The 25345-nt window shown below is 73.3% G+C and carries 23 protein-coding genes and 2 tRNA genes; 13 read left to right on the forward strand and 12 right to left on the reverse strand.

Annotated elements, in window-relative coordinates; genetic code table 11:
• Window positions 1-64: 64 nt before the first annotated feature.
• The 3 genes from ACZLMO_RS01730 to ACZLMO_RS01740 form a co-directional block, all read right to left on the reverse strand.
• Window positions 65-1267, reverse strand: coding sequence for an ABC transporter permease (locus tag ACZLMO_RS01730; RefSeq protein ID WP_463652682.1), 1203 nt, complete (start codon window positions 1265-1267; stop codon window positions 65-67).
• Window positions 1264-2265, reverse strand: coding sequence for an ABC transporter ATP-binding protein (locus ACZLMO_RS01735; RefSeq protein WP_463652683.1), 1002 nt, complete (start codon window positions 2263-2265; stop codon window positions 1264-1266). The genes ACZLMO_RS01730 and ACZLMO_RS01735 overlap by 4 nt, the downstream gene beginning before the upstream one ends.
• A 172-nt stretch (window positions 2266-2437) precedes the next feature.
• Window positions 2438-3082: a TetR/AcrR family transcriptional regulator gene (locus ACZLMO_RS01740; RefSeq protein ID WP_463652684.1), complete on the reverse strand. Its 645-nt coding sequence runs from the start codon at window positions 3080-3082 to the stop codon at window positions 2438-2440.
• Window positions 3083-3168: 86 nt separating this feature from the next.
• Between ACZLMO_RS01740 and ACZLMO_RS01745 the strand changes: the two genes are divergently transcribed.
• The 3 genes from ACZLMO_RS01745 (at window position 3169) to ACZLMO_RS01755 (ending at window position 5851) form a co-directional block, all read left to right on the forward strand.
• Window positions 3169-3240 (forward strand) — tRNA-Gln (locus ACZLMO_RS01745).
• Window positions 3241-3317: 77 nt separating this feature from the next.
• A complete protein-coding gene (glmU, locus tag ACZLMO_RS01750; RefSeq protein ID WP_425714755.1) occupies window positions 3318-4880 on the forward strand; it encodes a bifunctional UDP-N-acetylglucosamine diphosphorylase/glucosamine-1-phosphate N-acetyltransferase GlmU in 1563 nt (520 codons plus the stop codon).
• Window positions 4877-5851: a ribose-phosphate diphosphokinase gene (locus ACZLMO_RS01755; protein ID WP_425714756.1), complete on the forward strand. Its 975-nt coding sequence runs from the start codon at window positions 4877-4879 to the stop codon at window positions 5849-5851. Before glmU ends, ACZLMO_RS01755 begins: the two co-directional genes overlap by 4 nt.
• Before the next feature lie 23 nt (window positions 5852-5874).
• Here ACZLMO_RS01755 and ACZLMO_RS01760 read toward each other — a convergent pair whose 3' ends face one another.
• On the reverse strand, window positions 5875-6627 hold the full coding sequence (locus tag ACZLMO_RS01760; protein WP_463652685.1) for a dienelactone hydrolase family protein: 753 nt from the start codon (window positions 6625-6627) through the stop codon (window positions 5875-5877).
• Window positions 6628-6852: 225 nt separating this feature from the next.
• Here ACZLMO_RS01760 and ACZLMO_RS01765 point away from each other — a divergent pair, with 225 nt between their 5' ends.
• The 9 genes from ACZLMO_RS01765 to ACZLMO_RS01805 all read left to right on the forward strand — a co-directional run bounded on the left by ACZLMO_RS01765 (window position 6853) and on the right by ACZLMO_RS01805 (window position 17275).
• Complete coding sequence (locus ACZLMO_RS01765; protein ID WP_463652686.1) at window positions 6853-7509, forward strand: 50S ribosomal protein L25/general stress protein Ctc; 657 nt, start codon at window positions 6853-6855, stop codon at window positions 7507-7509.
• Window positions 7510-7600: 91 nt separating this feature from the next.
• Window positions 7601-8203, forward strand: a complete 603-nt coding sequence (gene pth / locus ACZLMO_RS01770) for an aminoacyl-tRNA hydrolase (protein WP_425714759.1) — start codon at window positions 7601-7603, stop codon at window positions 8201-8203.
• A 190-nt stretch (window positions 8204-8393) separates the two neighbouring features.
• Window positions 8394-12128: a transcription-repair coupling factor gene (mfd, locus tag ACZLMO_RS01775; RefSeq protein ID WP_463652687.1), complete on the forward strand. Its 3735-nt coding sequence runs from the start codon at window positions 8394-8396 to the stop codon at window positions 12126-12128.
• Window positions 12125-12571: a hypothetical protein gene (locus ACZLMO_RS01780; RefSeq protein ID WP_425714761.1), complete on the forward strand. Its 447-nt coding sequence runs from the start codon at window positions 12125-12127 to the stop codon at window positions 12569-12571. The genes mfd and ACZLMO_RS01780 overlap by 4 nt, the downstream gene beginning before the upstream one ends.
• 49 nt (window positions 12572-12620) lie before the next feature.
• On the forward strand, window positions 12621-13157 hold the full coding sequence (locus ACZLMO_RS01785) for a hypothetical protein (RefSeq protein ID WP_425714762.1): 537 nt from the start codon (window positions 12621-12623) through the stop codon (window positions 13155-13157).
• Window positions 13158-13364: 207 nt separating this feature from the next.
• Window positions 13365-14645: a phosphopyruvate hydratase gene (gene eno / locus ACZLMO_RS01790; RefSeq protein ID WP_425714763.1), complete on the forward strand. Its 1281-nt coding sequence runs from the start codon at window positions 13365-13367 to the stop codon at window positions 14643-14645.
• 380 nt (window positions 14646-15025) lie between these two features.
• Complete coding sequence (locus ACZLMO_RS01795; protein ID WP_425714764.1) at window positions 15026-15793, forward strand: FtsB family cell division protein; 768 nt, start codon at window positions 15026-15028, stop codon at window positions 15791-15793.
• The gene (locus ACZLMO_RS01800; protein ID WP_463652688.1) at window positions 15793-16293 is read left to right on the forward strand and encodes a DUF501 domain-containing protein; all 501 of its coding nucleotides are present in this window, start codon (window positions 15793-15795) and stop codon (window positions 16291-16293) included. Before ACZLMO_RS01795 ends, ACZLMO_RS01800 begins: the two co-directional genes overlap by 1 nt.
• 34 nt (window positions 16294-16327) lie before the next feature.
• Window positions 16328-17275, forward strand: a complete 948-nt coding sequence (locus ACZLMO_RS01805; RefSeq protein WP_463652689.1) for a Ppx/GppA phosphatase family protein — start codon at window positions 16328-16330, stop codon at window positions 17273-17275.
• Between the two features lie 4 nt (window positions 17276-17279).
• On the opposite strand, the gene ACZLMO_RS01810 is transcribed toward ACZLMO_RS01805, so the two are convergent.
• The 7 genes from ACZLMO_RS01810 to ACZLMO_RS01840 form a co-directional block, all read right to left on the reverse strand.
• Window positions 17280-17678: a cation:proton antiporter gene (locus ACZLMO_RS01810; protein ID WP_425714767.1), complete on the reverse strand. Its 399-nt coding sequence runs from the start codon at window positions 17676-17678 to the stop codon at window positions 17280-17282.
• Complete coding sequence (locus tag ACZLMO_RS01815; protein ID WP_425714768.1) at window positions 17675-17932, reverse strand: MrpF/PhaF family protein; 258 nt, start codon at window positions 17930-17932, stop codon at window positions 17675-17677. The genes ACZLMO_RS01810 and ACZLMO_RS01815 overlap by 4 nt, the downstream gene beginning before the upstream one ends.
• Window positions 17929-18291, reverse strand: a complete 363-nt coding sequence (locus tag ACZLMO_RS01820) for a Na+/H+ antiporter subunit E (protein WP_463652690.1) — start codon at window positions 18289-18291, stop codon at window positions 17929-17931. The genes ACZLMO_RS01815 and ACZLMO_RS01820 overlap by 4 nt, the downstream gene beginning before the upstream one ends.
• A complete protein-coding gene (locus tag ACZLMO_RS01825) occupies window positions 18288-19988 on the reverse strand; it encodes a monovalent cation/H+ antiporter subunit D family protein (protein ID WP_463652691.1) in 1701 nt (566 codons plus the stop codon). The genes ACZLMO_RS01820 and ACZLMO_RS01825 overlap by 4 nt, the downstream gene beginning before the upstream one ends.
• Window positions 19985-20449, reverse strand: coding sequence for a cation:proton antiporter subunit C (locus ACZLMO_RS01830; protein ID WP_425714771.1), 465 nt, complete (start codon window positions 20447-20449; stop codon window positions 19985-19987). The genes ACZLMO_RS01825 and ACZLMO_RS01830 overlap by 4 nt, the downstream gene beginning before the upstream one ends.
• Window positions 20446-23367, reverse strand: a complete 2922-nt coding sequence (locus tag ACZLMO_RS01835; protein WP_463652692.1) for a DUF4040 family protein — start codon at window positions 23365-23367, stop codon at window positions 20446-20448. The genes ACZLMO_RS01830 and ACZLMO_RS01835 overlap by 4 nt, the downstream gene beginning before the upstream one ends.
• An 85-nt stretch (window positions 23368-23452) precedes the next feature.
• The gene (locus tag ACZLMO_RS01840; protein WP_425714773.1) at window positions 23453-23587 is read right to left on the reverse strand and encodes a hypothetical protein; all 135 of its coding nucleotides are present in this window, start codon (window positions 23585-23587) and stop codon (window positions 23453-23455) included.
• 154 nt (window positions 23588-23741) lie between these two features.
• On the opposite strand from ACZLMO_RS01840, the gene ACZLMO_RS01845 reads away from it, so the two are divergent.
• Window positions 23742-23815: transfer RNA gene (locus ACZLMO_RS01845), tRNA-Leu, on the forward strand.
• A gap of 204 nt (window positions 23816-24019) precedes the next feature.
• Here ACZLMO_RS01845 and ACZLMO_RS01850 read toward each other — a convergent pair.
• Window positions 24020-25075, reverse strand: coding sequence for a hypothetical protein (locus ACZLMO_RS01850; protein WP_425714774.1), 1056 nt, complete (start codon window positions 25073-25075; stop codon window positions 24020-24022).
• Window positions 25076-25345 lie beyond the last annotated feature (270 nt).

Here is a 25345-nt window from a genome sequence, read left to right on the forward strand (position 1 = left end):
ACGACGACGGCGGGGGACAGGCGCTCCCGCGCCCGCCGCCCCGCCGTCGTCGTCGTGAGGGGTGTCAGCCCTTGAGGGCCTCGCTCAGCTTGAGCCGCCCGCCCGTGTGCAGCACGCCGCGGCGGTAGACGCGGCCCGCGAACCAGATGAGCACCGGGATCGTCACGGCGGCGATCGCCACCGAGATGAGCGCCTCGACCGTGCTCGCGCCGAACGCCTGACGCATCGGCATCATGAACGGCGAGAAGAACGGGATGTAGCCGAGGATCTGCGTGAGCAGCGAGTCCGGCTGGTTCGGCACGAGGTACATCGCGATGTAGAACGGGATGAACTGGGCGAACATCAGCGGGGTCGTCACCGAGCCGATCTCCTCCTGGCGGGAGACCAGGGAGGCGAACCCGCCGAAGATGACGGTCCAGATCCCGAAGCCGACGAAGAACCAGACGAACGCCCAGAGCGTGACGGTGCCGAGCGGGATGCTCAGCGAGGGCATGAGCCCGGCGATCGCCAGTGCGCCGAGCATGCCGCCGACGATCACCACCATGTACACGAGCGTGTAGAGGCCGATGCCGAGCACCTTGCCGGTGAGCAGCTGCGTGGGCTTGATCGTCGCGAGCAGCACCTCGACCACGCGGGACGTCTTCTCCTCGACCACGCCGGTGGCGACCGTCGTGCCCGCCGTGAGGACGGCGAACAGCATGATGGAGATCGTCACGATGCCGGCGCCGTAGGCCTGGCCGTCGAAGTCGGGGCTGTTGAACCCGGTCGCGGCGCCCTCGAGGATCTCGACCTGCGGCGCGCTGGCGGCGAGCGCGCCCTGGACCTCGGCCGGGTCCCCGCCGAGCTCAGTGATCTGGGTGCTCAGCGACTCGGTCTGCGCCGCGGTGGCGACCGTGCCGAGGAGCTGCGGGTCCGGGTCGGTGCGGGCGTGGACCGTGAGGGTCTCGCCGTCCCGGCTGACGACGATCTCGGCCGGCTCCTCCTCGCGCTCGAGCTCCTCGGCGTGCGTCCCGTCGGCGGTCTCCTGGATGTCGAGCGGGAGCTCCTGGGCGCTCGAGCTCGTCTGCAGGTACGGGACGAGCGAGGCGGCGGACTCCTCGACGGCGACGACCGTGCCGGAGTCCTCGCCCTGGTTCGAGTCCCAGATCTTGTAGCCGACGCCGGCCGCGAGGAAGACGACGACCATGACGATCATCGAGATGATCGACGACTTGGCGAGCAGCCGCGTGCGCAGCTCCCGCTGGATGACCAGACCCACCGCGCTCATCGACGCGCCTCCTTCGTCGTCGTGCCGGTACCGGTGGCGCCCTCGCGCCCTGAGCTGCCGTCCTTCTCCTCGGCCGAGCTGTCGGAGACGACGTCACGGAAGAGGTCGGAGAGCGTGGGCTGCACCGGCCCGAACTCGACGACGGGGCCGTGCCTGAGGGCCTCGGTCAGCAGTGCCTGCTCGGCGCCGACGGACCCCTCGGGCAGCATGACCTGGGCCGCGGACTTCCCGGCGCCCACCTCGACGTTCTCGGCCACGGCGCCCTCGACCGCCCTCGCGATCGGGGCGAGGTCGAGCCCCTCGGCGTCGACGACGACCCGCCACACCGGCCGGCCGACGGTGCGCAGCTCGTCGATCGTGCCGAGCGCGACCATCTTGCCCGAGGCGACGATGCCGACCCGGTGGCAGAGCCGCTCGACGAGGTCGAGCTGGTGGGACGAGAAGATGACGGGCACGCCGGCGGCGGCACGGTCCTTGAGGACCTCGCTCATCACGTCGACCGCGACCGGGTCGAGGCCGGAGAACGGCTCGTCGAGGATGAGGACGTCGGGCTCGTGGACGAGGGCGGCGGCGAGCTGCACGCGCTGCTGGTTGCCCAGCGAGAGCTTCTCGACGTCGTCACCCTGCCGGTGGGCCACACCGAGGCGTTCGGTCCACTTCTCCATCGCGGCCTTGGCGTCGGCGGCCGACATGCCGTGCAGGCGGGCGAGGAAGATCAGCTGCTCGCCGACCTTCATCTTCGGGTAGAGCCCGCGCTCCTCCGGCATGTAGCCGATGCGGCGCCGGGCGTCGAGGTCGACCACCTTGCCGTCGTGCCGCACCTCGCCCGCGTCCGCCGCGAGGACGCCGAGGGCGATCCGCATCGTGGTCGTCTTGCCCGCGCCGTTCGAGCCGACGAAGCCGAAGATCTCTCCGGCCCGCACGGTGAACGTCATGTCTGTGAGTGCGCGCACGGTGCCGTACGCCTTGCTGAGCCCTGATATCTCCAGGTCGCCCACGTGTCCCCCTCCGTCCGATTCCGCCGCGAGCGTGCGCCTCATCGGCGTCCGTCCCGGCCCAGGTCGCGACAACCGTACGGGGTGCGTGACGCCTCCCACCCTGACGTCCGTCATGCGTCCGCGGGGACTTCTGCACCGGGCCCGACGACGAACGTCCGGCCCGGCGGCCCGCTCAGTCGCCGGTGGCGTGGATCCGGGGCTCCCGGCGCAGCCCCTCGAGACCGTGCCAGGCGAGGTTGACCACGTGCGCGGCGACGTCCTGCTTGCCCGGCGTGCGGTTGTCGAGCCACCACTGACCGGTCAGGGCGATGAGCCCGACGAGCATCTGCGCGTACAGCGGCGCCGCGCTCGTGTCGAATCCCCGCGCCTTGAACTGGGCGGCGAGCAGATGCTCGACGTGCGTGGCGACGTCCCCGATGAGGGAGGAGAACGTGCCGGTGGCCTGGGCGACGGGGGAGTCGCGGACGAGGATGCGGAACCCGTCGGTGTGCTCCTCGATGTAGTCGAGCAGCGCGAGGGTGGTGCGCTCGACGATCGTGCGGGGGTGCCCGCCGACGCGGATCGAGCCGATGAGCACGCCCTCGAGCAGCTGGACCTCCCGGTCGACGACGACCGCGTAGATGCCCTCCTTGCCGCCGAAGTGCTCGTAGACGACCGGGCGCGAGACCTTCGCGCGCTGCGCGATCTCCTCGACCGACGTGCTGTCGAACCCCTTCTCGGCGAACAGGGTGCGGGCCACGGCGACGAGCTGCTCGCGCCGCTGCCCGGCCGTCATCCGGGTGCGCTGCCGTCTCGTCTCGCTCGCCACGCCCGCCATTGTGCCTGGCGCCCGGTCCGCGGGGCGGTCAGGCTTTGGCAGGATGGGGCAGCGCCTCGACCGCCCGCGTCGGCGGCCGGCGGCGGTCCGCCCTGGTGTAACGGCAGCACGCAGGCCTTTGGTGCCTTGAGGTCCGGGTTCGAGTCCTGGGGGCGGAGCCCCGGCGGTACAGTGGCCGGGTCGCGCGGCCAGGCCGCGCCGACGCCCAGGAGAGTCGCACCCGAGGAGAACCCGCGTGACCCAGACCCGTCCGGCTGCTGTCGTCGTGCTCGCCGCCGGGGCGGGGACCAGGATGCGCTCGGCCACCCCGAAGGTGCTCCACGCCGTCGGCGGTCGCACGCTGCTGGGCCACGCGCTCACGGCCGCCCGCCAGGTCGACCCGGAGCGTCTCGCCGTCGTCGTGCGCCACGAGCGCGAGCGCGTCGCCGCCTTCGTCACCGAGTCCGACCCCGCCGCGCTGCTCGTCGACCAGGACGAGATCCCCGGCACCGGCCGCGCCGTCCAGTGCGCGCTCGACGCCCTCGATGCCGCCGCGGCCGCCGACGGCTCGCTCCTCGTCATGGCGGGGGACACCCCCCTGCTCGACGGCGACACGCTCGCCGCCCTCCTCGAGGCCCACGCGGGCTCGGGCAACGCGGTCACGGTGCTCACCGCCGAGGTCCCCGACCCGTTCGGCTACGGCCGGATCCTGCGCGACGGCGAGCAGGTGGTCGGCGTCGTCGAGGAACGGGACGCGACCGATGCGCAGCGGGCGATCACCGAGATCAACACCTCGACCTACGTCTTCGAGGCGGCCGTCCTGCGGGAGGCGCTCGCCGGCCTCGGCTCGGACAACGACCAGGGCGAGGTCTACCTCACCGACGTCGTCGCCGCCGCCCACGGCAAGGGCCTGCCGGTGCGGGCCCTCAAGGTCGACGACCCGTCGACGGTCGAGGGCATCAACGACCGCGTCCAGCTCGCCGCGACCGCCGCCCGCCTCAACGACCGGCTCCTCGCGCGGTGGATGCGTGCCGGCGTGACGATCGTCGACCCGGGCACCACGTGGATCGACGTCGACGTCGAGCTCGCCCGTGACGTGACGATCCTGCCCGGCACCCAGCTCCACGGCACGACGGTCGTGGCCGAGGGCGCGACCGTCGGTCCGGAGACCACGCTCACCGACTGCGAGGTCGGTCCGGGCGCGAAGGTCGTCCGCACGCACGCCGAGCTCGCCGTGGTCCGCGCCGGCGCGAGCGTCGGCCCGTTCGCCTACCTGCGGCCCGGCACCGTGGTCGGCGACGAGGCCAAGGTCGGCACGTTCGTCGAGCTGAAGAACTCCACGCTCGGGCGCGGCGCCAAGGTCCCGCACCTCAGCTACGTGGGCGACGCCGACATCGGCGAGGGCACGAACATCGGCGCCGCGTCGGTGTTCGTCAACTACGACGGCGTCCACAAGCACCGGTCGACGATCGGCGCCCACGCCCGGACCGGGGCGGACAACATGTTCGTCGCGCCCGTGCAGGTCGGCGACGGCGCGTACACCGGCGCCGGCACGATCGTCCGCCACGACGTCCCGGCGGGCGCGCTGGCGCTCAACGACTTCGGCCAGAAGGTGGTCGAGGGCTGGGTCGAGAGGAAGCGGCCGGGCACGGCGGCCGCGGAGGCGGCGTCGGCCGCGAACGGCTCGGGGGCAGGTGCCGGCGGCAGCTCGTCGTCGTCGGCCTCCGACCCGGAGCCGGCCGCGGAGGAGGACCCGACCACGGACGTGGGCCGGGACAGCGACGGCGCCGCGGCGCCCGGTGAAGGGAGCACCCGATGACCGGCATCCACGCCAGCGGCGAGAAGCGACTCGTGTTCGTCGGGGGCCGCGCGCACCCGGAGCTCGCCGACCACGTCGCCCGCGAGCTCGGGATCGACCCGCTGCCGACGACCGCGTACGACTTCGCCAACGGCGAGATCTACGTCCGGTTCGACGAGTCGGTGCGCGGCACGGACGCGTTCGTCCTGCAGTCCCACACCACGCCGATCAACCAGTGGCTCATGGAGCAGCTGATCATGGTCGACACGCTCAAGCGCGCCTCGGCCAAGCGCATCACGGTGGTCGCACCGTTCTACCCGTACGCGCGCCAGGACAAGAAGCACCGGGGCCGCGAGCCGATCTCCGCGCGCCTCGTGGCGGACCTGTTCAAGACCGCCGGCGCCGACCGCCTGATGAGCGTCGACCTCCACGCCTCGCAGACGCAGGGCTTCTTCGACGGCCCGGTCGACCACCTGTTCGCCATGCCGATCCTCGTGGACTACGTCCGCGGGCGCGTGGACCTCGAGAACGTCGCCGTGGTCTCGCCCGACGCCGGGCGCATCCGCGTGGCCGAGCAGTGGGCCGCGAAGTTCGGCGGCGTCCCGCTGGCGTTCGTCCACAAGACCCGCGACATCACCCGGCCCAACCAGGCCGTGGCCAACCGCGTGGTCGGTGACATCGAGGGCCGCACCTGCGTGCTCGTCGACGACCTCATCGACACCGGCGGCACGATCGCCGAGGCCGTCAAGGTCCTCAAGGCGCAGGGGGCCAAGGACGTCATCGTCGCGGCGACCCACGGCGTGCTCTCCGACCCGGCCACGCAGCGGCTGTCCGACTGCGGCGCCCGCGAGATCGTCGTCACCGACACCCTGCCGATCACCAAGCACTTCCCGCAGCTGACGGTCCTGCCGATCGCCCCGCTGCTCGCGCGCGCGATCCGCGAGGTCTTCGACGACGGCTCGGTCACCTCCCTGTTCGAGGGCCGCTCCTAGGGACTGTCCGGGCCGGGCGCCGATCAGCCCGCCGGCAACTCCTCGGCCAGCCACGCGGTCGTCCCCGCCCACGCCGCCGCCGACGCCTCCGCGTGGTGGAACTCGGGCAGCGGGTTGTCGAACGCGTGCCCGGCGCCGGGGTGCCGCACGAGCCGGACGCCGTCGCGCGCCACGGCCTCCTCGATCCGGTCCACCTGGTCCGCCGGGATGAACGCGTCGTCGGTGCCCCAGTGGTGCAGCGACGGAGCGGTGACACCGGGTGCCCGGTCGAGCAGGGTCGGCAGTGCCGAGCCGTAGTACGCGACGAGCGCCGCCACACCCTCGCCCTCCCTGGACGCCGCGTCGAAGGCGACCCCGCCGCCCCAGCAGAACCCGAGGAGCCCCACCGGGCCGTCGACCTCCGCGCGGAGGTGGGCGAGTGCGGCCCGGGTGTCCGCGACCGCCCCCTCCCAGTCGGTGGCGCCGGCGATCCCCATCGCGCGCCCGAGCGCCGCCTCGTCCCCGCCCTCGACCACCTCGTCGCCGGTGCGCCAGAACAGGTGGGGGACGAGCACGGTGTACCCGAGGGCCGCGAGGTCGGCGGCGCGGTCGAGCACGTACCCGGTCACCCCGAAGATCTCCTGCACGACGACGAGGCCCGCACCCGCGCCGCCCGTTCCCGCACCCGCGCCGCGCGGTCCGGCACCCTCGCCGTCCGCGTTCGTCGTCGTCTGGCGGAAGAGGTCCGCGGGCATGGGCCCGGCATCGGTGGTCACGGTCACGCGTTCGCTCGCCATGGACGTCAGTGTGCCGCAGGCCGCAGGATCGGGCCCTGTCGCGCAGGGACGGAGCCGCTAGACTCTCCGGGTTGCCTCGGCGAGGGACGACGGACGGGCAGGTGCCCGCATCCGGGCCACAGGTCCGGTCGTCCGTGATTCGACGCGGCGGAGCCCAGCGCGTCCGTCCGCCGTCCCGCGCCGAGGCCCGCCGCCCCGATCCGTCACGAACCCAGTGGAGCACCCATGGCTGACAAGACCGTCATCACCGCGAACGTCCGCACCGAGTTCGGCAAGGGCGCTGCCCGCCGCACCCGCCGCGAGGGCCGCATCCCCGTCGTCCTGTACGGCCACGGCACCGACCCGCAGCACCTCTCGCTGCCGGCCCACGAGACCTTCCTCGCGCTGCGCGGCAACGCCAACGCGCTCCTCACGCTCGACATCGAGGGCACGGAGCAGCTCGCGCTGACCAAGGACGTCCAGGTCGACGCCGTCAAGCGCTCCATCGAGCACGTCGACCTCCTCCTCGTCCGCAAGGGCGAGAAGGTCGAGGTCGACATCACCGTCCACACCGTCGGCGAGTCCGCCCCCGGCACGATCCACACCGTCGAGAGCCAGACCGTCACGGTCACGGCCGACGCGACCGCGATCCCCGAGTACGTCGAGGTCGACATCGAAGGCCTCGAGGAGGGCTCCGTCGTCCGCGTCGCCGACCTGCCGGCGCTCCCCGGCTCCGAGTACGTCACCGACCCGGAGACCTCGGTCGTCCTCGTCACGGTCCCGCGCATCTCCGAGGAGGACCTCGAGACCCCGGGCGGCGAGGACGAGGAGACCGAGGGCGAGGCCGCCGAGTCCTCGGACGAGTCCTCCTCCGACGACGCGTCCTCCGACGACGACGCCTGATCCCTCCCGCCCCGGCCCACTGCGGGCCGGGGCGGACCGACCCCTGCGGGCGGCCTCGCCGTCGTCGCCCGCGCGCAAGGAGTGAACGCCCGTGGCTGACAGCGACCTGTGGCTCGTCGTCGGGCTCGGCAACCCGGGTCCGCGCTACGCGGGCAACCGGCACAACGTGGGCCAGATGATCGTCGAGCTCCTCGCGCAGCGGGGCGGCGCCGAGCTGACCACCCACAAGTCCCGCGCGAGCGTCGCGGACGTGCGGCTCGGCACCGGTCCGGGCGGGGTCCCCGGCCCTCGGGTGATCCTCGCCCGCCCCGGCTCGTACATGAACCTCTCCGGCCCGCCGGTGGCTGCGCTCGCGCAGTTCTACTCGATCGAGCCGGGCCGGGTCCTCGTGGTGCACGACGAGCTCGACCTCGCCCCGGACACGCTGCGCCTGAAGATCGGCGGCGGCGAGGGCGGCCACAACGGGCTGCGCTCGATCACCCGGTCCCTCGGCACCAAGGACTACGCGCGCCTGAGGGTCGGCATCGGTCGCCCGCCGGGCCGGATGGACCCCGCCGACTACGTCCTGCAGAACTTCTCCGCCGCCGAGCGCACCGAGCTCGGCGTCACGCTCGAGATCGCGGCCGACACGGTGGCCGACGTCGTCACCGAGGGGCTGCAGCGCACCCAGATGCGGCTGCACACGGCCGACTGACCGGTGCCGGCAGGCCGCCGCGTCACGTCCCATCCGTCGCCGACCCCGAGTCTGCCCGTGCCGCCGGTCACGGATCGTCCGGCGCGGCCGACCGGCTCGGTCGTCACGGCCGGGTGACCGCTGCCCGCGCCGGCACCCGCGCCGGTCGTAGACTGCCTCCCGCTCCCCACTTCCTCGACCGGAGGACACGTTGTCCCTCACCGGACTGCTCCCCCTGCTGCGCGAGGACCCGGCGATCGCCGCGCTCGTCGCGGCCGCCTCGGCCCCCGTCCTCGAGCCGCACCGCGCGACCACCGCCCCCGTCGGCGTGCGCCCCGCGCTCGCCGCGGAGCTGGCCGCGACCGACCGCCCGATCGTCCTCGTCACCGCGACGGGCCGCGACGCCGACGAGCTCGCCACGGGCGTGCGTGAGTTCCTCCCCGCCGACGAGGTCGCCACGTTCCCGGCCTGGGAGACCCTCCCGCACGAGCGCCTCTCGCCGCGCTCGGACACCGTGGCCCACCGCCTGGCCACGCTGCGCCGCCTCGTCCACCCCGGGCCGGAGGCGCGCACCGCGCGCCCGCGCGTCGTCACGGTTCCCGTGCGCGCGCTGCTCCAGCCGATCGTCTCGGGCCTCGCGGACCTCGAGCCCGTCCGCGTCCAGGTCGGCGACACGATCGCCCTCGACGACCTCGTCCGCGCCCTCGAGGCCGCCGCCTACACCCGCACCGACATGGTCGAGCGCCGCGGCGAGTACGCCGTGCGCGGCGGGATCGTCGACGTCTTCCCGCCGACGGACCCGCACCCGCTGCGCCTCGAGCTCTTCGGCGACGACGTCGAGGAGATCCGCCGCTTCTCGGTGGCCGACCAGCGCAGCCTCGAGGTCGCCGAGGAGGGCCTGTGGGCGCCGCCGTGCCGCGAGCTCCTGCTGACCCCGGCCGTGCGCGAGCGCGCGCGGTCCCTCATCCCGACCGTGCCGTCCGCCGCCCCGATGCTCGAGCGGATCTCCGAGGGTGTCGCCGTCGAGGGCATGGAGGCCCTGAGCCCCGTCCTCGCCGACGGCCTCGAGCCCCTCCTCGACCTGCTGCCGGAGCGCTCGCTCGTGGTCCTCGTCGACCCCGAGCGGATCCGCCGCCGGGCCGCCGACCTGGCCGCGACCACCGAGGAGTTCCTCGCCGCCGCGTGGACGTCCGCCGCGTCCGGGGCCGAGGTCCCGCTCGACCTGCGGGCCGCGGCCTTCGCCGACCTCGCCGAGGCCCGCGCGCTCGCCCTGACCAAGGGGCAGGGCTGGTGGAGCGTCAGCTCCCTGCCGACCGACGAGGGGCTCGACGACGGGGCGACCGTCGTGCCCGGTTCCGCCGGGTCGGGCGGCGCGCCCGACGGCTCCGGCACCCCGGCCGACGACGCCGCCGATCCCGGCGGGTCCGCCGCCCGCGCCGCGATCGCGGCCGCGTCGGGCCCCGACGACGACCCCCGCACCGTCGCCGCGCGCGAGACCCGCCGGTACCGCGGCGACGTCGACGGCGCGCTCAAGGACCTCGCCGCCCTCGTCCACGACGAGTGGCGCATCCTGCTCACGACCCAAGGAGCCGGGCCCGCCCGCCGCCTGCGGGACTCGCTCGCGGAGGCCGACGTCCCGGCCCGCCTCGTCACCGACCTGCCCGAGGCCCCCGAGCCCGGCCTGGTCACCATCACGCACCCGGGGCTGGACCGGGGGTTCGTCGTCGACGGGCAGCGCCTGGCCGTCCTCACCGAGTCCGACCTCACCGGCCGCCCGGGCAGCTCCACGCGCGAGATGCGCAAGATGCCGGCCCGGCGCCGCACCGCCGTCGACCCGCTGTCCCTGCGGCCGGGCGACCTCGTCGTCCACTCCCAGCACGGGGTGGGCCGGTTCGTCGAGCTCGTGTCCCGCACCGTCGGCAGGGGCGAGACCGCCACCACCCGCGAGTACCTCGTCATCGAGTACGCGCCGTCGAAGCGGGGCCAGCCGGGCGACCGCCTGTTCGCGCCCACGGACTCGCTCGACCAGGTCTCCCGCTACGTCGGGGGAGAGGCGCCCGCGCTCAACAAGATGGGCGGCTCTGACTGGGCGGCGGCCAAGCGGAAGGCGCGCAAGGCGGTCCGCGAGATCGCCGGCGAGCTCGTCCGCCTCTACGCCGCGCGCCAGGCCACGGTCGGCCACACGTTCGGCCCGGACACCCCGTGGCAGCGCGAGCTCGAGGACGCCTTCCCCTACACGGAGACGCCCGACCAGCTGAGCGCGATCGACGAGGTCAAGGCCGACATGGAGAAGGCCATGCCGATGGACCGCCTCATCTCGGGCGACGTCGGCTACGGCAAGACCGAGATCGCCGTGCGGGCCGCGTTCAAGGCCGTCCAGGACGGCAAGCAGGTGGCCGTCCTCGTGCCCACCACGCTGCTCGTCAACCAGCACCTCGACACGTTCGCCGAGCGGTACGCCGGCTTCCCGGTCCGGGTCGCCGCCCTGTCCCGCTTCCAGAGCCCGGCCGAGGCCACGGAGGTCCGCGAGGGGCTGGCCGCCGGGTCGATCGACGTCGTCATCGGCACCCACACCCTGCTCACGGGTCAGGTGCGGTTCAAGGAGCTCGGGCTGGTGGTCATCGACGAGGAGCAGCGCTTCGGCGTCGAGCACAAGGAGACGCTCACCCAGCTGCGGACCAACGTCGACGTCCTCGCGATGTCCGCGACCCCGATACCGCGCACCCTCGAGATGGCGGTGACCGGGATCCGCGAGATGTCCACGCTGGCCACGCCGCCGGAGGAGCGGCACCCGATTCTCACGTACGTCGGTGCGCAGGAGGACAAGCAGGTCGGCGCCGCGATCCGGCGCGAGCTCCTGCGCGAGGGTCAGGTCTTCTACGTCCACAACAAGGTCCGCTCGATCAACGCCACCGCCCAGCACCTCGCCGAGCTCGTCCCCGAGGCGCGCATCGGCGTGGCGCACGGGCAGATGAACGAGCACCAGCTCGAGGCCGTCATCCAGGACTTCTGGGAGCGCTCGATCGACGTGCTCGTGTGCACGACGATCATCGAGACGGGCCTCGACATCGCCAACGCGAACACCCTCATCGTCGAGCGTGCCGACACGTTCGGCCTGTCCCAGCTCCACCAGCTGCGCGGGCGCGTGGGTCGCGGGCGCGAGCGGGCCTACGGTTACTTCCTCTACGACCCGGACAAGCCGCTGACCGAGACCGCGCACGACCGGCTCGCCACCATCGCCTCCCACACCGAGCTCGGCGCCGGCATCCAGGTGGCGATGAAGGACCTCGAGCTCCGCGGAGCCGGCAACCTGCTCGGCTCCGACCAGTCCGGGCACATCGAGGGCGTCGGCTTCGACATGTACGTCCGGATGATCTCCGAGGCCGTGGCCGCCTGGCGCGACGGGAAGGTCGAGCCCGAGCGCGTCGACGTCCGGGTCGAGCTCCCGATCGACGCCCACGTGCCCACCGAGTACGTCGACACCGAGCGCCTCCGCCTCGAGGTCTACGCAAAGATCGCCGCGGCCGACGACGACGAGGCCCTCGACTCCGTGCGCGCCGAGCTCGTCGACCGGTACGGGCCGGTCCCGCCGAGCGTCGAGCGGCTGTTCGCCGTCGCGCGCCTGCGGGCCCACGCCCGGGAGGCCGGCATCCAGGAGATCACCGCGCAGGGCAAGAACGTGCGGTTCTTCCCGGTCGAGCTCGCCGAGTCCCAGTCGCTGCGCCTCACCCGCGTCCACCGCGGGACGATGCTCAAGCCGGCCGTGCGCACCGCGCTCGTGCCGTGGCCGCTCACGCAGAAGGTCGGCGGGCGACCGCTCGCGGACGTCGACCTGCTCGCGTGGGTCGAGGAGGTCGTCGCCCTCATCGGCACGCCGGTCGGGGCGCCGGCCGGTGCATGGGCCGGCGCGGGCGCGGGTGCAGGCTCGGGCGCGGCGGGGGCATGACCGTGCACGACGCCGGACGCACCGCCCTGCGGTCGACCCTCGCCGCGGCCGTGCTCGTGGTGGGGCTGGCCGCCGGGCCGGCGGCCGCTGCCGCCCCGGACGTCACCGACACCTCCACGGCCGCCGCGGCGTCGTCGTCGACGTCCCCGGGCGAGCCCGACAAGCCGGGTGCGGGGGAGAGCGGCTCCGGCGAGGCAGGCTCCGACGGGTCGCGCACCGACGCGTCCGCCGAGGCCGGCAGCGGTGGGCTGCTCGACGGTGCCACCGCGTCCGCGACCGACTCGGGCAGCGGGTTCGAGATCCTCGAGGCCGCGGAGCTGCCCATCGGGATGCAGCCGTGGCTCGTCCGCGTCGCCGCGGCGACCACGCTCGCGCTCGCCGGCATCGGCGTCGTGCTGGCGGCCACCTCCGCACCGCGCAGACCGGGTCGGCGACGCGGTTAGCATGGTGGCGCTCACGGCCGTGCCGCGGGCGAGGACGACAGGAGGAACTGTGGCTCGCACCATCCGATCGGCGATCGTGCCCGCGCTCGCGCTGGGCGCCCTGCTCGCCGGCTGCTCGGCCAACCCCGGCACGGCGGCCGTCATCGACGGCGAGGAGATGTCCGAGCGCGAGGCGCAGTCCGTCGCCGGAGAGCTCGTCGGGGTGTTCGGCCAGGAGCTGACCACCGTCGACGCCGTGATGAACTACGCGTACTCCGACGCCATCACCCGCGTCGCGGGCGAGAACGGACTCACCGTGAGCGACCAGGCCGTGCGCGACCAGCTCGCCACGATGACGGAGCAGAGCGGCTACACGCCCGACGGCGACTACCTCCCGCAGACCCTCGAGATCGTCGAGTCCCTCATGCTGGCCGGCCAGCTCCAGTCGGACCAGGCGCTGTCCACCCAGGTCACGGAGGCGATGAGCGAGGTCGACATCGAGCTCAACCCCCGGTACGGGACCGTCGAGGGCGGCCAGTACGCGCAGCCGGCGCATCCGTGGCTGCAGGCGGCGCCCGCCGGGGAGGGCATGCCGGTCGTTCCCTGACCGGGCCGCTCGTCGGTCGTGAGCCGGCCGGGTCCGTGTGCGGTGCGCCGCGGCGAAGGTGCGATGTTCGTCGTCGTGCATGGGTGGGGGCATCGCCCCGAGCGCTGCACGTACTCCCGGAAGGCCGGACAGCACTGACCCCGGCCGCTCGTGGGGACTAGCGTGGAGCCCGACAACATCCGGGCATCCCCGACACAAGGAGAACCTGTGGCCACCATCCTCGAAGTAGCGGCACGCGAGATCCTCGACTCCCGGGGCAACCCGACCGTCGAGGTCGAGATCGGGCTGGACGACGGCGTCGTCGCCCGCGCGGCCGTCCCCTCCGGCGCGTCGACCGGCGCGTTCGAGGCCGTCGAGCTCCGTGACGCCGGCGACAAGCGCTACGGCGGCAAGGGCGTGCAGCAGGCACGCGACAACGTGCTCGAGATCCTCGCGCCCGAGATCCTCGGCCTCGAGGCGTCCGAGCAGCGCTTCATCGACCAGACGCTCCTCGACCTCGACGGCTCGGCCAACAAGGGCAAGGTCGGCGCCAACGCGATCCTCGGCGTCTCGCTCGCCGTGGCCAAGGCCGCCGCCGAGTCCGCCGGACTGCCGCTGTACCGCTACCTCGGCGGCCCCAACGCGCACCTGCTGCCGGTGCCGATGATGAACATCCTCAACGGCGGCTCGCACGCCGACTCGAACGTGGACATCCAGGAGTTCATGATCGCGCCGATCGGTGCGACGAGCTTCGCCGAGGCGCTGCGTCAGGGCGCCGAGGTCTACCACGCGCTGAAGTCCGTGCTCAAGCAGCGCGGCCTGGCCACCGGCCTGGGCGACGAGGGCGGGTTCGCCCCCAACCTCGGCTCCAACCGCGAGGCGCTCGACCTCATCCTCGAGGCGATCTCGAGCACGGGCCTCTCGGCCGGCACGGACATCGCGCTCGCCCTTGACGTGGCCTCGACGGAGTTCTTCTCCGACGGCGCCTACCAGTTCGAGGGGAAGTCGACCTCGAGCGACGAGATGGTGGCGTACTACCAGCAGCTCGTGGCCGACTACCCGCTGGTCTCCATCGAGGACCCGCTGAGCGAGGACGAGTGGGGCGCGTGGAGCCGGCTCGTCGGCGCCGTGGGGGACAAGGTGCAGATCGTCGGCGACGACCTGTTCGTCACCAACCCCGAGCGGCTCGCCCGCGGCATCGCCGAGAAGGCGGCCAACTCGCTGCTCGTCAAGGTCAACCAGATCGGCTCGCTCACCGAGACCCTCGACGCCGTCGCGCTCGCGCAGCGCTCCGGCTTCACCGCGATGGTCTCGCACCGCTCGGGCGAGACCGAGGACGTGACGATCGCCGACCTGTCGGTGGCCGTGAACTCCGGCCAGATCAAGACCGGCGCCCCGGCGCGCGGCGAGCGCGTGGCGAAGTACAACCAGCTGCTGCGCATCGAGGAGGAGCTGGACGAGGCGGCCGAGTACGCCGGCCGCAGCGCCTTCCCGCGTCACCAGGCCTGACCCTCCCCGTTTCGTCGAGATTGCGGTTAGGAGCCGGACAGTCTCCGGTTGTCAGCTGTCGAGAGTGCGGGTGGGGGGCTGAGCTCCCTCGCCCCCGGTGGTCGAGAGTGCGGGTGGGGCCTGGCTCCACCCGCACTCTCGACGTCTCCGGACCGCACTCTCGACCGAGGCTCGTTCCCCGCCGCACTCTCGGCCGGGACGCCGTTCCCGACCGCAATCTCGGCGGGCACCAACCGCAATCTCGGCGGGCACCAACCGCAATCTCGACGGGCACCAACCGCAGTCTCGGCGGGCACCAACCGCAGTCTCGGTGAGGGTGTGGCGCGACTCGCGCCACGCCGGTCCCCGCCCCTGCCGGACCCGTGAGGGACGATGACGCGGTGAGTCGTCCGCCCGCCGCCCCCCGCAAGCCCGGGGCACCCCGCTCGTCCGCCGCCCGCGGCGCACGGTCGCGCCCCACGGGCCGCACCCGCCCCTCCGCGGACCGGGCGAGCAGGCCGACCACCACCGGCCGTGGCCGGGACGGGGACGCCGGCCGGACGAGGGCCGGCGGCTCGCGCGGCTCCAGCACACCGCCGTCGCCCGGGTCCGGCGGCGGCTCGCGCGGCAACCGTCGCCTCGCGATCGCCACGTCCGACGGCGACCGGCCGATCCTCTCCCTGCGGGCCCTCGCGCTCGTCCTCACGCTCCTCGTGGCCTTCGCGATCATCGCGCCGACGGCCCGTCACGCCCTCCTCCAGGCCGAGCAGCTGCGCACCGCCGAGGACGCGCTCGCGGCCGCGGAGGAGGAGGAGCAGCGCCTCACCGACGAGCTCGCCCTGTGGGACGACCCGGAGTACGTCCAGTCCCAGGCGCGCGAGCGGCTCGGCTACACGATGCCGGGGCAGACGCCGTTCGTCGTCGTCGACCCGGAGGCCGTGACCGGCGGCCGACCGGTCGAGGAGGTCGAGGAGGCCGCCCGCGAGGAGGCGATCGCCGCCTCGCGCCCGTGGTACCTCAACCTCCAGGAGTCGGTCGAGGAGGCGGGCGCGATCCCGGGCGCCGACGCGACCGAGGGCGAGGAGGGGCAGGACGTCCCCGAGCCCGAGCTGCCGCCCGAGGTGCCGAGCGACCAGGAGATCCCGTCGGGCGAGACGGTGCCGGACTGATGAGCGAGAGCCCCGTCGCCCAGGCCGACCTCGACGCGCTGCAGGACCAGCTCGGACGCGTCCCGCGCGGCGTTGTCGCGATCGCCGCGCGCTGCCGGCACGGCCGCCCCACCGTGGTCCGGACGGCACCCCGCCTCGAGGACGGCACGCCGTTCCCCACGAGCTTCTACCTCACCTGTCCGCCCGCCACGCGCGCCGTCTCCACGCTCGAGGCCGAGCACCTCATGGCGGACATGCAGTCCAGACTCGCCGACGACGACGACCTGAGGTCCGCCTACGCCGCCGCGCACGAGGACTACCTCGCGCGGCGCGCCGAGCTCGGCGAGGTCGAGGAGATCGCCGGCATCTCGGCGGGTGGCATGCCCGAGCGCGTCAAGTGCCTGCACGCCCTGCTCGCGCACACCCTCGCCGTCGGGCGCGGGATCAACCCGTTCGGCGATGAGACGCGCGACGTCCTGGCCGCGCGCGGGATGTGGAGTCCCGAGACCTGCACCTGCTGAGCGGGTTGTCCCCGGCGCGTGACAGCATGACCCGGTGACTCGAGCGGCAGCCATCGACTGCGGGACCAACTCCATCCGACTCCTCGTCGCCGACGTGCCCGGGACGGGCGGCGCGGCGCTCGACGATGTCGTGCGCGAGATGCGGGTGGTCCGCCTGGGCCAGGGCGTCGACCGCACCGGCCGCCTCGCGGAGGACGCGCTCGAGCGGACCTTCGCCGCGGCCCGTGAGTACGCGCAGCTGTGCGAGCAGCACGGTGCGGAGCGGATCCGGTTCGTCGCCACGTCCGCGACCCGTGACGCCGAGAACCGGCAGGTCTTCGTCGACGGCATCCGCGAGATCCTCGGCGTCGAGCCCGAGGTCGTCACGGGGGAGGCCGAGGCCGCGCTCTCGTTCGCCGGTGCCGCCTCCGTCCTGGCCGAGGGGACGCCGGGGCCGGTGGTCGTCGTCGACATCGGCGGCGGAAGCACCGAGCTCGTCGTCGGGGACCCGCGGTCCGCGAGCCCGGACGCGGCCGTCTCGCTCGACGTCGGGTGCGTCCGCCTCACCGAGCGGCACCTGGTCGGGGACCCGCCGAGCGCCGAGCAGGAGGCGGCGGCGCGGGCGGACGTCCGGCGGCTCCTCGAGGACGCCGACCTCCCGCTCGGTGACGTCCGCACGCTCATCGGCGTGGCCGGGTCCGTCACGACGGTCACCGCCCACGCGCTCCGCCTGCCCGCCTACGACCCGGCCGCCATCAACGGCTCGGTCCTCACCGAGGCGGCCGTCCTCGCGGCCTGCGACGAGCTGCTCGCCGCCACCCGCGCGCAGCGCGAGGCGATGCCGTTCATGCATCCGGGGCGGGTCGACGTCATCGGCGGCGGCGCGCTCGTGTGGAGCGAGGTCGTGCGCCACGTGTCCGAGCGGACGGGCGGGGCGGGGGCGGCCGGCGTCGTCACCTCCGAGCACGACATCCTCGACGGCATCGCGCTCTCGCTCGCCTGACGGGCTAGTCGCGGTGGTCGGCGGCGCGTTCGTCGTCGTCGGGCGCGGCCGTGTCGCCCCGCACGGCACGGCGCTCGGTCTCGTCGGCCAGGTCGTCGAAGCTCCTCCGACGAAGCGGGACGCCGGTGAGGTAGGCCGCGCGGGCCACGACCATCGTGCCGACCGACGAGGTCGCGAGGTGGATGCCGATGACGAGGAGCGCGAGGCCGAGGTTGCGCCACGACGGCATGATGAGGAGGCATCCGACGACGACGAGGATGATGCCGAAGCCTCCGGCGGTCCCGACGCCCGAGATCCGCATGTACACGTCGGGGAAGCGCACGAGTCCCAGTGCGGCGGTCGCGAACACGAGCGCGCCGAGCACCACCACGACGTTGCCGACCACTGCCATCACCTCCGTCATCGCCGCCCCCTCGTCACCGCGCGCCCGAGCGAGATCGCGCTGAGGAAGGCCACGAGCGCGACGACGAGCAGGAGGTCGAAGGCGAAGACCATGGAGGTGAGCACGCCGGCGAGGGCGATCAGTCCGATGACCCCGAAGGACAGCAGGTCGGCGCCGACGGCGCGGTCCGCGTCCGTCGGGCCGACGAACATCCGGTAGGTGGCGACCACGGAGGTCACGCCGACGATGACGATCGCGACGACGACGCCGGTCACGAGGCCACCCCCGTCCGTCGCACCGCGTGCAGGAGGTGGGACTCCATGTCCCGCAGCTCGGCGCGCAGCTCCTCGGCGTCCGCGCAGTAGAGGCCGTGCACGTACAGGACGCGGCTGCCGTCGGGTCCGGATCGTTCGTTCCCGATCGTCAGCGTGCCCGGGGTCAGCGTGATGAGGGCGGCGAGCAGGGTGACCTCCAGGTCGGTGCGGCACCGGGTGACGAGCCGGGCGATGCCCGGCGTCGAGTCCTGCCCCGGGGTGAGGTTGTCCTTGAGCACGGCGACGTTCGAGATCACCAGCTGCCACGCGTACCAGAGGGCGAACCACGCGATGCGGAACGGCCACGTCAACCAGCTCATCGACCCAGCACCGCCTCGACGTACGTGGACGTGTCGAGAAGACCCTGGGCGGCGGTCTCCGAGAGCCCGAGGAGGAGCTCGCCGCCGAGGCCGAGCGCGACCGTGACGGCCGCGAGGGCCACCGCCGGGGCGGCGAGCGCGGCGCCGACCCGCCTGCCTCCGTCCTCGGGGACGGGACTCTCCGCGGCGGTCGCGGTGTCGTCCGTGGGGTCGGTCGCCGTCCGGGCGGCCGTCGCCGTCGCGGTGGCGGCCGCGTCGTTCGTCGTCGTGCGGGGCGCCTGGTCGTTCGTCGCCGGGCGAGCACCGGCGAAGGCCGGCGGCACGGAGTCACCCTCCTCGGCGAAGGTGGCTGCGTCCGCGTCCTGCTGGGTCGCACCGCCCGAGGCCGCGGACCCGGCCTTCCGGTCCCAGAACATCCCGGACCAGATCTTCAGCATCGACAGCAGGGTGACGAGGCTGACGGCGAGCATGACGACGACGGCGCCGATCTCACCGGCCCCGATCGAGGCGGTGATCAGCGAGAGCTTGGCCACGAAGCCGGAGAAGGGAGGGATGCCCGCGAGGGAGAGTGCGGCGACGAAGAACGCGACCGCCAGCACGGGTTCGCGTCTGGCGATGCCGCTCAGCGCGCCGACCCTCCCGGTCCCGTAGCGGACCTCGATCGCCCCGGTCGACAGGAAGAGCGACGCCTTCACGATCATGTGGTGCAGCAGGTAGAAGATCCCCGCGGTGAGCCCGGCGAGCGTGAACAGGGCGACCCCGAGGAGGATGTAACCGATCTGGCTGACCATGTGGAACGCGAGGATCGAGCGGGTCGTCGTCTCGCCGACCGCGCCGAGCACGCCGATGACCATCGTGGCGGCGAACGCGACCACGCCGATCCACAGGTACCGCGAGTCGCCGTCGAAGAGGACGGCGTAGATCCGGTAGATCGCGTAGATCGCGACCTTCGTGTTGAGACCGGAGAACAGCGCGGTCACGGCCGGCGAGGTGCCCGGGTAGGCCTTGGCGAGCCAGCCGTGCACGGGGACGACGGCCGCCTTGATGCTGAGTGCGAACAGGCACACAGCGCCCGCGGCCGCCACGAACGGGTCCTCCGCGGCGGCCCCCTGGAGCTCAGCGAGGTTGACCGTGCCGGCCACGCCGTAGACGAGCCCGACGCCGGAGACGAAGAGCGTCGACGTCAGCATGTTGACGGTGACGAACAGTCGCGCGCCGGCGATCTGACCGAGGGTGGCGGAGGCGGGGCGCGCGAGCACGTAGAGGCCGTACGCCGGCACCACCATGACCTCGATGAAGACGAACATGTTGAAGATGTCGCCGGTGAGCAGGATGCCGTTGACGCCCGCGGTGAGCACGAGGACCAGCGGGCCGAAGTAGCGCGAGGCCGCGCGTCCGGATGCGTGGGCGAACGCGGTGCAGGTCAGGGTGAGGATGCCGGTGACGACGAGCATGAGGGCGGAGAACATGTCGGCGACGAACGGGATCGCGATCCCCGTCTCCCACATGCCGACGTCATGAGCGATCGCCCCGCCGTCGCGGAAGTGGGCCACGAGCGCGACCCCGCCGGCGAGCGACGCCGCGAGCACCGCGAAGGACGTGACCGCCTGCACCCGCGGACGATCCCCGACGACGACGAGAAGGCCACCGACCAGGAGCGGGACGGCGACGAACAGCGGAAGTACGGCGGTGTTCACGAGCTCACCGCCGGGTCCTCGGCCGGTCGTGCGCGGGTGCTGCGTGGGTCGGCGTCCCGGTGCGAGGCCGGGGCGTCGGCGGGCTCGCTCCAGTCCCCGTCGGAGTCGGACGGGCCGAGCCGCTCGGGACCGGCCCCGTCGTCGTCCTCCATGGAGCCGTCGGCGGTGTCGTCGTCCTGACCCCCGGCCACGGCAAGGACGAGCATGACGACCGTGATCGAGAAGGCGATGACGATCGCGGTGAGCACGAATGCCTGGGGGAGCGGGTCGGCAGTCGAGGACGGGTCGTCGGGCGTGCCGAACGGCAGGCCCCGACGGGACGTGCCGCCCGCCGCGATGAGGACGAGGTTCGCGGCGTGGCCGAGCAGGACGAAGCCCAGGACGACCCGCAGCATCTCGCGCTGCATCATGAGGTAGACGGCGCCGGCCACGAGGATCGCGGCGGTGAGGGCGACGGTCATCGTGCCTCCTCCGTGTCGGTGGGGATGGCGTGCTCGCGCCGGGGCGCCGCGTCGGTCGGGCCGGTCTGTGCCGTCGGCGTGCCGGGCCCGGTCTGCGTCGTCGGCCGGCCGAGGAGGTTGAACGAGGCGAGGACGAGGCCGAGGACGGCGAGGTAGACGCCGATGTCGAAGACGAGCGACGACATGAGGTGGTACCCGAGGATGTCGGTCGACAACGGGGCGAGGAACGAGCCGTCGAGGTAGCCCGCGAGCCCGGACCCGGCACCGACCATGATGCCGAGGCCCGTGAGCAGGAGGTAGGGCCAACGGATCGGGGCCTTGCTGTCCGCCGGGGCGGCGAGGTACAGCAGCGCGAAGCCGCTGCCGCCGACGAGCGCTGCGATGAAGCCGCCGCCGGGCTCATGGTGCCCGCGCAGGAGCAGGACGGCCGACAGGATCACGGCCAGCGGACCGACGACTCGCGCCACGGTCCGGACGAACACGGTGTTCTCGCGGGGGTCGGCGATGGGGGAACGCGGGTCGATCGGGGACGGGCGGCTGGGTGTGAGGCGGCGCGACCGCACGACGACGGCGACCACGAGACCCGCGACGCCCAGCACCGTCAGCTCACCGAGGGTGTCGAGGGCACGGAAGTCGACGAGGATCGTGTTGACGATGTTGGCACCGCCGGTGATCGACTCGCCCTCGGTGAGGTAGTAGGTGCTCGCCGACGACGGTTCGCGGCGGCCCGTGAGCACGAATACCCCGGCGAACGTGGCGAGGCCGGCCGCGGCCGCGACGACGGCGGCCGGGACCCGCTTGCGGAGCGGGGATCGGCGGAAGTTCTCGGGGAGCCGGCGCAGGAGCAGGACCATCACGCAGACGGTGAGGATCTCGACGAGGAGCTGGGTCAGGGCGACGTCCGCGGCGCCGAGGACGACGAACCACAGGCTGATCGTGAAGCCCGCGACGCCGGTGACGACGACGGCGGAGATCCGCGACCGCGCCCGCACGGCCGCGACGACGCCCGCGGCGACCAGTGCGACGAGCACCCAGTCCAGCGGTCGGGTCGGGTCGCCCACCTGCGCCGGCAGCTCGTCCGTCCGCAGGAGCATCCACGCGGCGATGAGTGCGAGGGACGCCGCCGGGATTGCGAGGTGACGGCGCGGGCTCATCGGTGAGGTGAGACGGCCGATGCTGCCACCGAACGAGATCGTGCCGCGGCGCAGGGCGTCGACGACGTCGAGCCCCGAGAACGGGAACGCGAGAGGTTCGAGGAGGCGGTCGACCCGGGCGCGGGTGAGGACGAGGACGACGCCGACGGAGATGATGCCGGCGGACACCCCCAGCGCCGGGGTGAGGCCGTGCCACAGGGCGAGGTGGACGTCGAGCCCCGCGCCGGTCGAGCCGCTCGCGCCGGCGGAGGCCAGCGTGTCCAGCAGGAACGGCGCGAGGCCGAGCACGAGCGTGGCGAGCGCGCCGAGCACGGGGGGCGCGAGGAACACGGGATCGCCGTCGTGGACCTCGGTGGGGGAGGAACGCAGCGACGCCGCCGGTGCGCTCGACGGGTCTGTCGTCGTCGGGCGTGTCGGGCTTGTCGTCGTCGGGCGTGTCGTCGACGGGTGGTCGATCTCGGGCCGACCGGTGCCGCGACCGGCGGCGCCCAGCACGAACCGGGCCGAGTAGGCGAACGTGAGGACGGACGTGGCGGCGGCCGCCGCCGTCACGACGAGGGGCACCCAGCCCGGGCCCGGGGCGCCCAGGAACGCGTCGAGCAGGGACTCCTTGGAGACGAAGCCGAGGAGGAGCGGTACGCCCGCCATGGAGGCGGCGGCGAGGGCTGCGGCGCCCGTCGTCACCGGCATACGGATGCGCATCCGGGCGAGCTCGCGCAGGTCCCGGGTCCCGGCCTCGTGGTCGATGACGCCGACGAGCATGAACAGCGTGGCCTTGAACAGGGCGTGCGCGATCGTGTGGACGACCGCGGCGGTGAGGGCTGCCTCGGTCCCCACGCCGATCGCGGCGACGAGCAGTCCCAGCTGGCTGATCGTCGAGTAGGCGAGCAGCTCCTTGAGGTCGTGTCGGCGCATCGCTCCGGCCGCGCCGATGAGCGCCGTGACGAGGCCGGAGAAGATGAGCAGCCACGACCAGATCGGCACCCCGGACAGCACGGGCGAGAACCGCAGGAGCAGGTAGATGCCGGCCTTGACCATCGCGGCGGCGTGGAGATACGCGGAGACCGGCGTGATGGCGACCATCGAGTCGGGCAGCCACGCCTGGAACGGGAACTGGGCGGACTTCGTGAAGGCGGCGACGGCGAGGAGCACGGCGACCGTCGTGGTGAAGGTGCCGTCCTGCGTCCACACCGGGTCGCGGAGCACCTCGCTCAACCTGCTCGTACCCGTGGTGGCGATCATCGTCGTGACGGCGGCGAGCAGGCTCAGGCCCCCGGCGACGGTGACGAGGAGGGTGCGGACCGCGGGCTCGTGGGCGTGGGGGCCGGACCGTGAGATGAGGAAGAACGAGCACAGGGTCGTGATCTCCCATGCGACGAACATGACGACGAGGTCGTCGGAGAGCACGAGGAGCGTCATCGCCGCGGCGAAGAGCGTCATGAGGAGGTAGAACCGCGACTGCGTCCCGCGGCCGAGATACCGGCTGGCGTAGACGAGGATCGCGCCGCCGATGACGAGCACGAGCAGGGCGAACACCAGGGCGAGGCCATCCAGCCTCAGCGCCAGGTCGATGCCCAGCGTGGGCATCCACGACCACACCTCGTCGACCGGCTCGCCGACCCCGTCGTAGGCCGTGACCAGCAGCCCTGCGCCGATCAGCAGTGGCAGGGCCAGCGGGACGCCGGCGCCGCGTCCGAGGACGCGCCCGAGCGGGATCGCGGCCACGCACGCGAGGAGCGTGGCCAGAAGTGCAAGGGTGAGCAACGGTGCCGCCTAGGAGGTGATGGGGGACTGGTCTGTCACTGGCCGCACCCGCACGGTCTCGCTCGCGCGGATGGGCCGGCCGCACTCATCGGGTCGGCGGGAATCCCGCCAGCGGTGCGCCCCAGGATGACACCTGACCGTTGGTGCCCACGTGCACGGGCAGCGTGCAGACCGACGCGGCGACGGCGGCGTCGGGCACGAGGTCGACGGTGACTGGCATCGGCGGCAGTGTATCCACGCCTCGGTGGACTCCCGCGCGGTTTCAGGGTGTTGCCGTGATGGTGCCGGTGGTGTCGGCGGTGGTGACGGCGTCGTCGTCGGTTCGGATCGTGCCCGGGTACGGCACGATGGACCCTTGCCTCGCGAGAGCGGGCGCCCCCATAGCCCAATCGGCAGAGGCAGCCGGCTTAAACCCGGCCCAGTGCGGGTTCGAGTCCCGCTGGGGGCACATGAGGACGCGGCGCGGCGCCTGCCGACTCAGCCGTGTCCGCCGCCGGACCGGTCGCGACTGCCGGGCCGACCTCGCCCGCCGGGCCGGTCGCGACTGCCGGGCCGGTCGCGCCTGCTGTGCGGGCCGCGCTTGCTTGGCCGGTCGCGCCTGCAGTGCGGGCCGCGCCTGCCGGGCCGGTCGCGCCTGCTGTGCGGGTCGCGCCTACCTGGCCTGCCGGCTGGGCTTCGGCGCAGGGTTCATGAGCTCGACGACGGGGTCGAGGGCCAGGTGGGTGCCGTCCGGCAGGCGATCGAGAATCCGGCGGACGGCGACGGCCGGATCGGTGGCCTCCGCGGCGGTGAGGTGGAGAACCTTGTGCCCGGCCCGCTCGAGATCGTGGTACCGTCGGCGCTCCTTCAACAACGCGTCCGACGTGGTCGTGGGATCGGTGCCGTACTTGGTCCGCCCGTCGAACTCGACGACGAGCCAGAGCGGACGCCCGTCGTCGGAGGTCCCGAACCGGATCGCGAGGTCGACCCACCAGCGGTGGTGCTCGGTCTCGATCCGGCACTGCTGAACCGCGTCCCGCACGCCCCAGGTGAGCACGATCCAGCGGAGCCGGGACTCCCACGCCGACTCCGACCACGGTGAGGCCCAGCCGATCAGCTGGATGGCGCGACGGACGCCGCGAGCGCCGCGGAACTCCGTCCGGAGCCGATCGATCAGACGCGCGCGGAGCTGGGCCGCGTCCCGGTCGACCCGCTCCCGTTCCCGTCGATCGGCGCGGCAGAGCTTCGCGAACACGTGGTCGAGGGGAAGGATCGCGGACTCCGGGTCGCGCAGACGAGCCAGGTCGATCGCCGTGCGTTCGAGCGTCGTGACGAGGATGCCGTCGATGGACTCGACGTCGTCGGGCCGGACCGAGAATCTGTGAATCTCGACGTCCGCGGCAGACACCGCACTCCCGCGCGCCGGGTAGAGAACGGGCACGCTCGTCGGGAAGCCCCACAGGTGCAGCCCGTGGAGCGCCGCCGCCGACTCGAGAGTCAGGGCACGCCTCGACCGGGCCTGTCGTTGCACCGCGACGCACCTCGCCCGGTAGACCTCCCGCCGTCGAGCGGGACCGGAGAGGTCACGCCGCACCACGGCGACGGCGCCGCGCCGGACCCTGACGGTCTCGTGCGCGGGGTCGCCGGCCAACGGGTCCGAGCAGCGGCGGCGGTCGCCGAGGAGCAGCCGGGGCGTCGGCGGCCGTGGGACCCGTGCGGCGTTCGTCATGAGCTCGAGACTGGTCGACGGGCGCCGGCCGGGCGGTGGTACCGCGCTGGCCCTGTGGACAGCGGGGGCCGGGGGGCGCCTGTGGGCTGCGGTGGCTGCCGGGTGGTCCGGCGATCGGGACCCGCGGCGCCGAGGGGGCGTCGAACAGTCGGTGGACGTGTCGAACAGTCGGTGGGCGTGTCGAACAGTCGGTGGGCGTGCCGATGAGTCGGTGGGCGTGTCGAGTGGACCCCCGCCGCCTGTCGTTTCGGTGCGTTGACCGACTCTTCG

The organism is Georgenia sp. G2120 (assembly GCF_055326485.1).

Excerpts from the sequence above, each read along its gene's own strand:
- ACZLMO_RS01730 (WP_463652682.1), bottom strand. The coding sequence starts at position 1,267 with ATGAGCGCGGTGGGTCTGGTCATCCAGCGGGAGCTGCGCACGCGGCTG.
- ACZLMO_RS01740 (WP_463652684.1), bottom strand. The coding sequence starts at position 3,082 with ATGGCGGGCGTGGCGAGCGAGACGAGACGGCAGCGCACCCGGATGACG.
- ACZLMO_RS01755 (WP_425714756.1), top strand. The coding sequence starts at position 4,877 with ATGACCGGCATCCACGCCAGCGGCGAGAAGCGACTCGTGTTCGTCGGG.
- ACZLMO_RS01760 (WP_463652685.1), bottom strand. The coding sequence starts at position 6,627 with ATGGCGAGCGAACGCGTGACCGTGACCACCGATGCCGGGCCCATGCCC.
- ACZLMO_RS01765 (WP_463652686.1), top strand. The coding sequence starts at position 6,853 with ATGGCTGACAAGACCGTCATCACCGCGAACGTCCGCACCGAGTTCGGC.
- ACZLMO_RS01780 (WP_425714761.1), top strand. The coding sequence starts at position 12,125 with ATGACCGTGCACGACGCCGGACGCACCGCCCTGCGGTCGACCCTCGCC.
- ACZLMO_RS01800 (WP_463652688.1), top strand. The coding sequence starts at position 15,793 with ATGAGCGAGAGCCCCGTCGCCCAGGCCGACCTCGACGCGCTGCAGGAC.
- ACZLMO_RS01810 (WP_425714767.1), bottom strand. The coding sequence starts at position 17,678 with ATGACGGAGGTGATGGCAGTGGTCGGCAACGTCGTGGTGGTGCTCGGC.
- ACZLMO_RS01820 (WP_463652690.1), bottom strand. The coding sequence starts at position 18,291 with ATGAGCTGGTTGACGTGGCCGTTCCGCATCGCGTGGTTCGCCCTCTGG.
- ACZLMO_RS01830 (WP_425714771.1), bottom strand. The coding sequence starts at position 20,449 with ATGACCGTCGCCCTCACCGCCGCGATCCTCGTGGCCGGCGCCGTCTAC.
- ACZLMO_RS01840 (WP_425714773.1), bottom strand. The coding sequence starts at position 23,587 with ATGCCAGTCACCGTCGACCTCGTGCCCGACGCCGCCGTCGCCGCGTCG.
- ACZLMO_RS01850 (WP_425714774.1), bottom strand. The coding sequence starts at position 25,075 with ATGACGAACGCCGCACGGGTCCCACGGCCGCCGACGCCCCGGCTGCTC.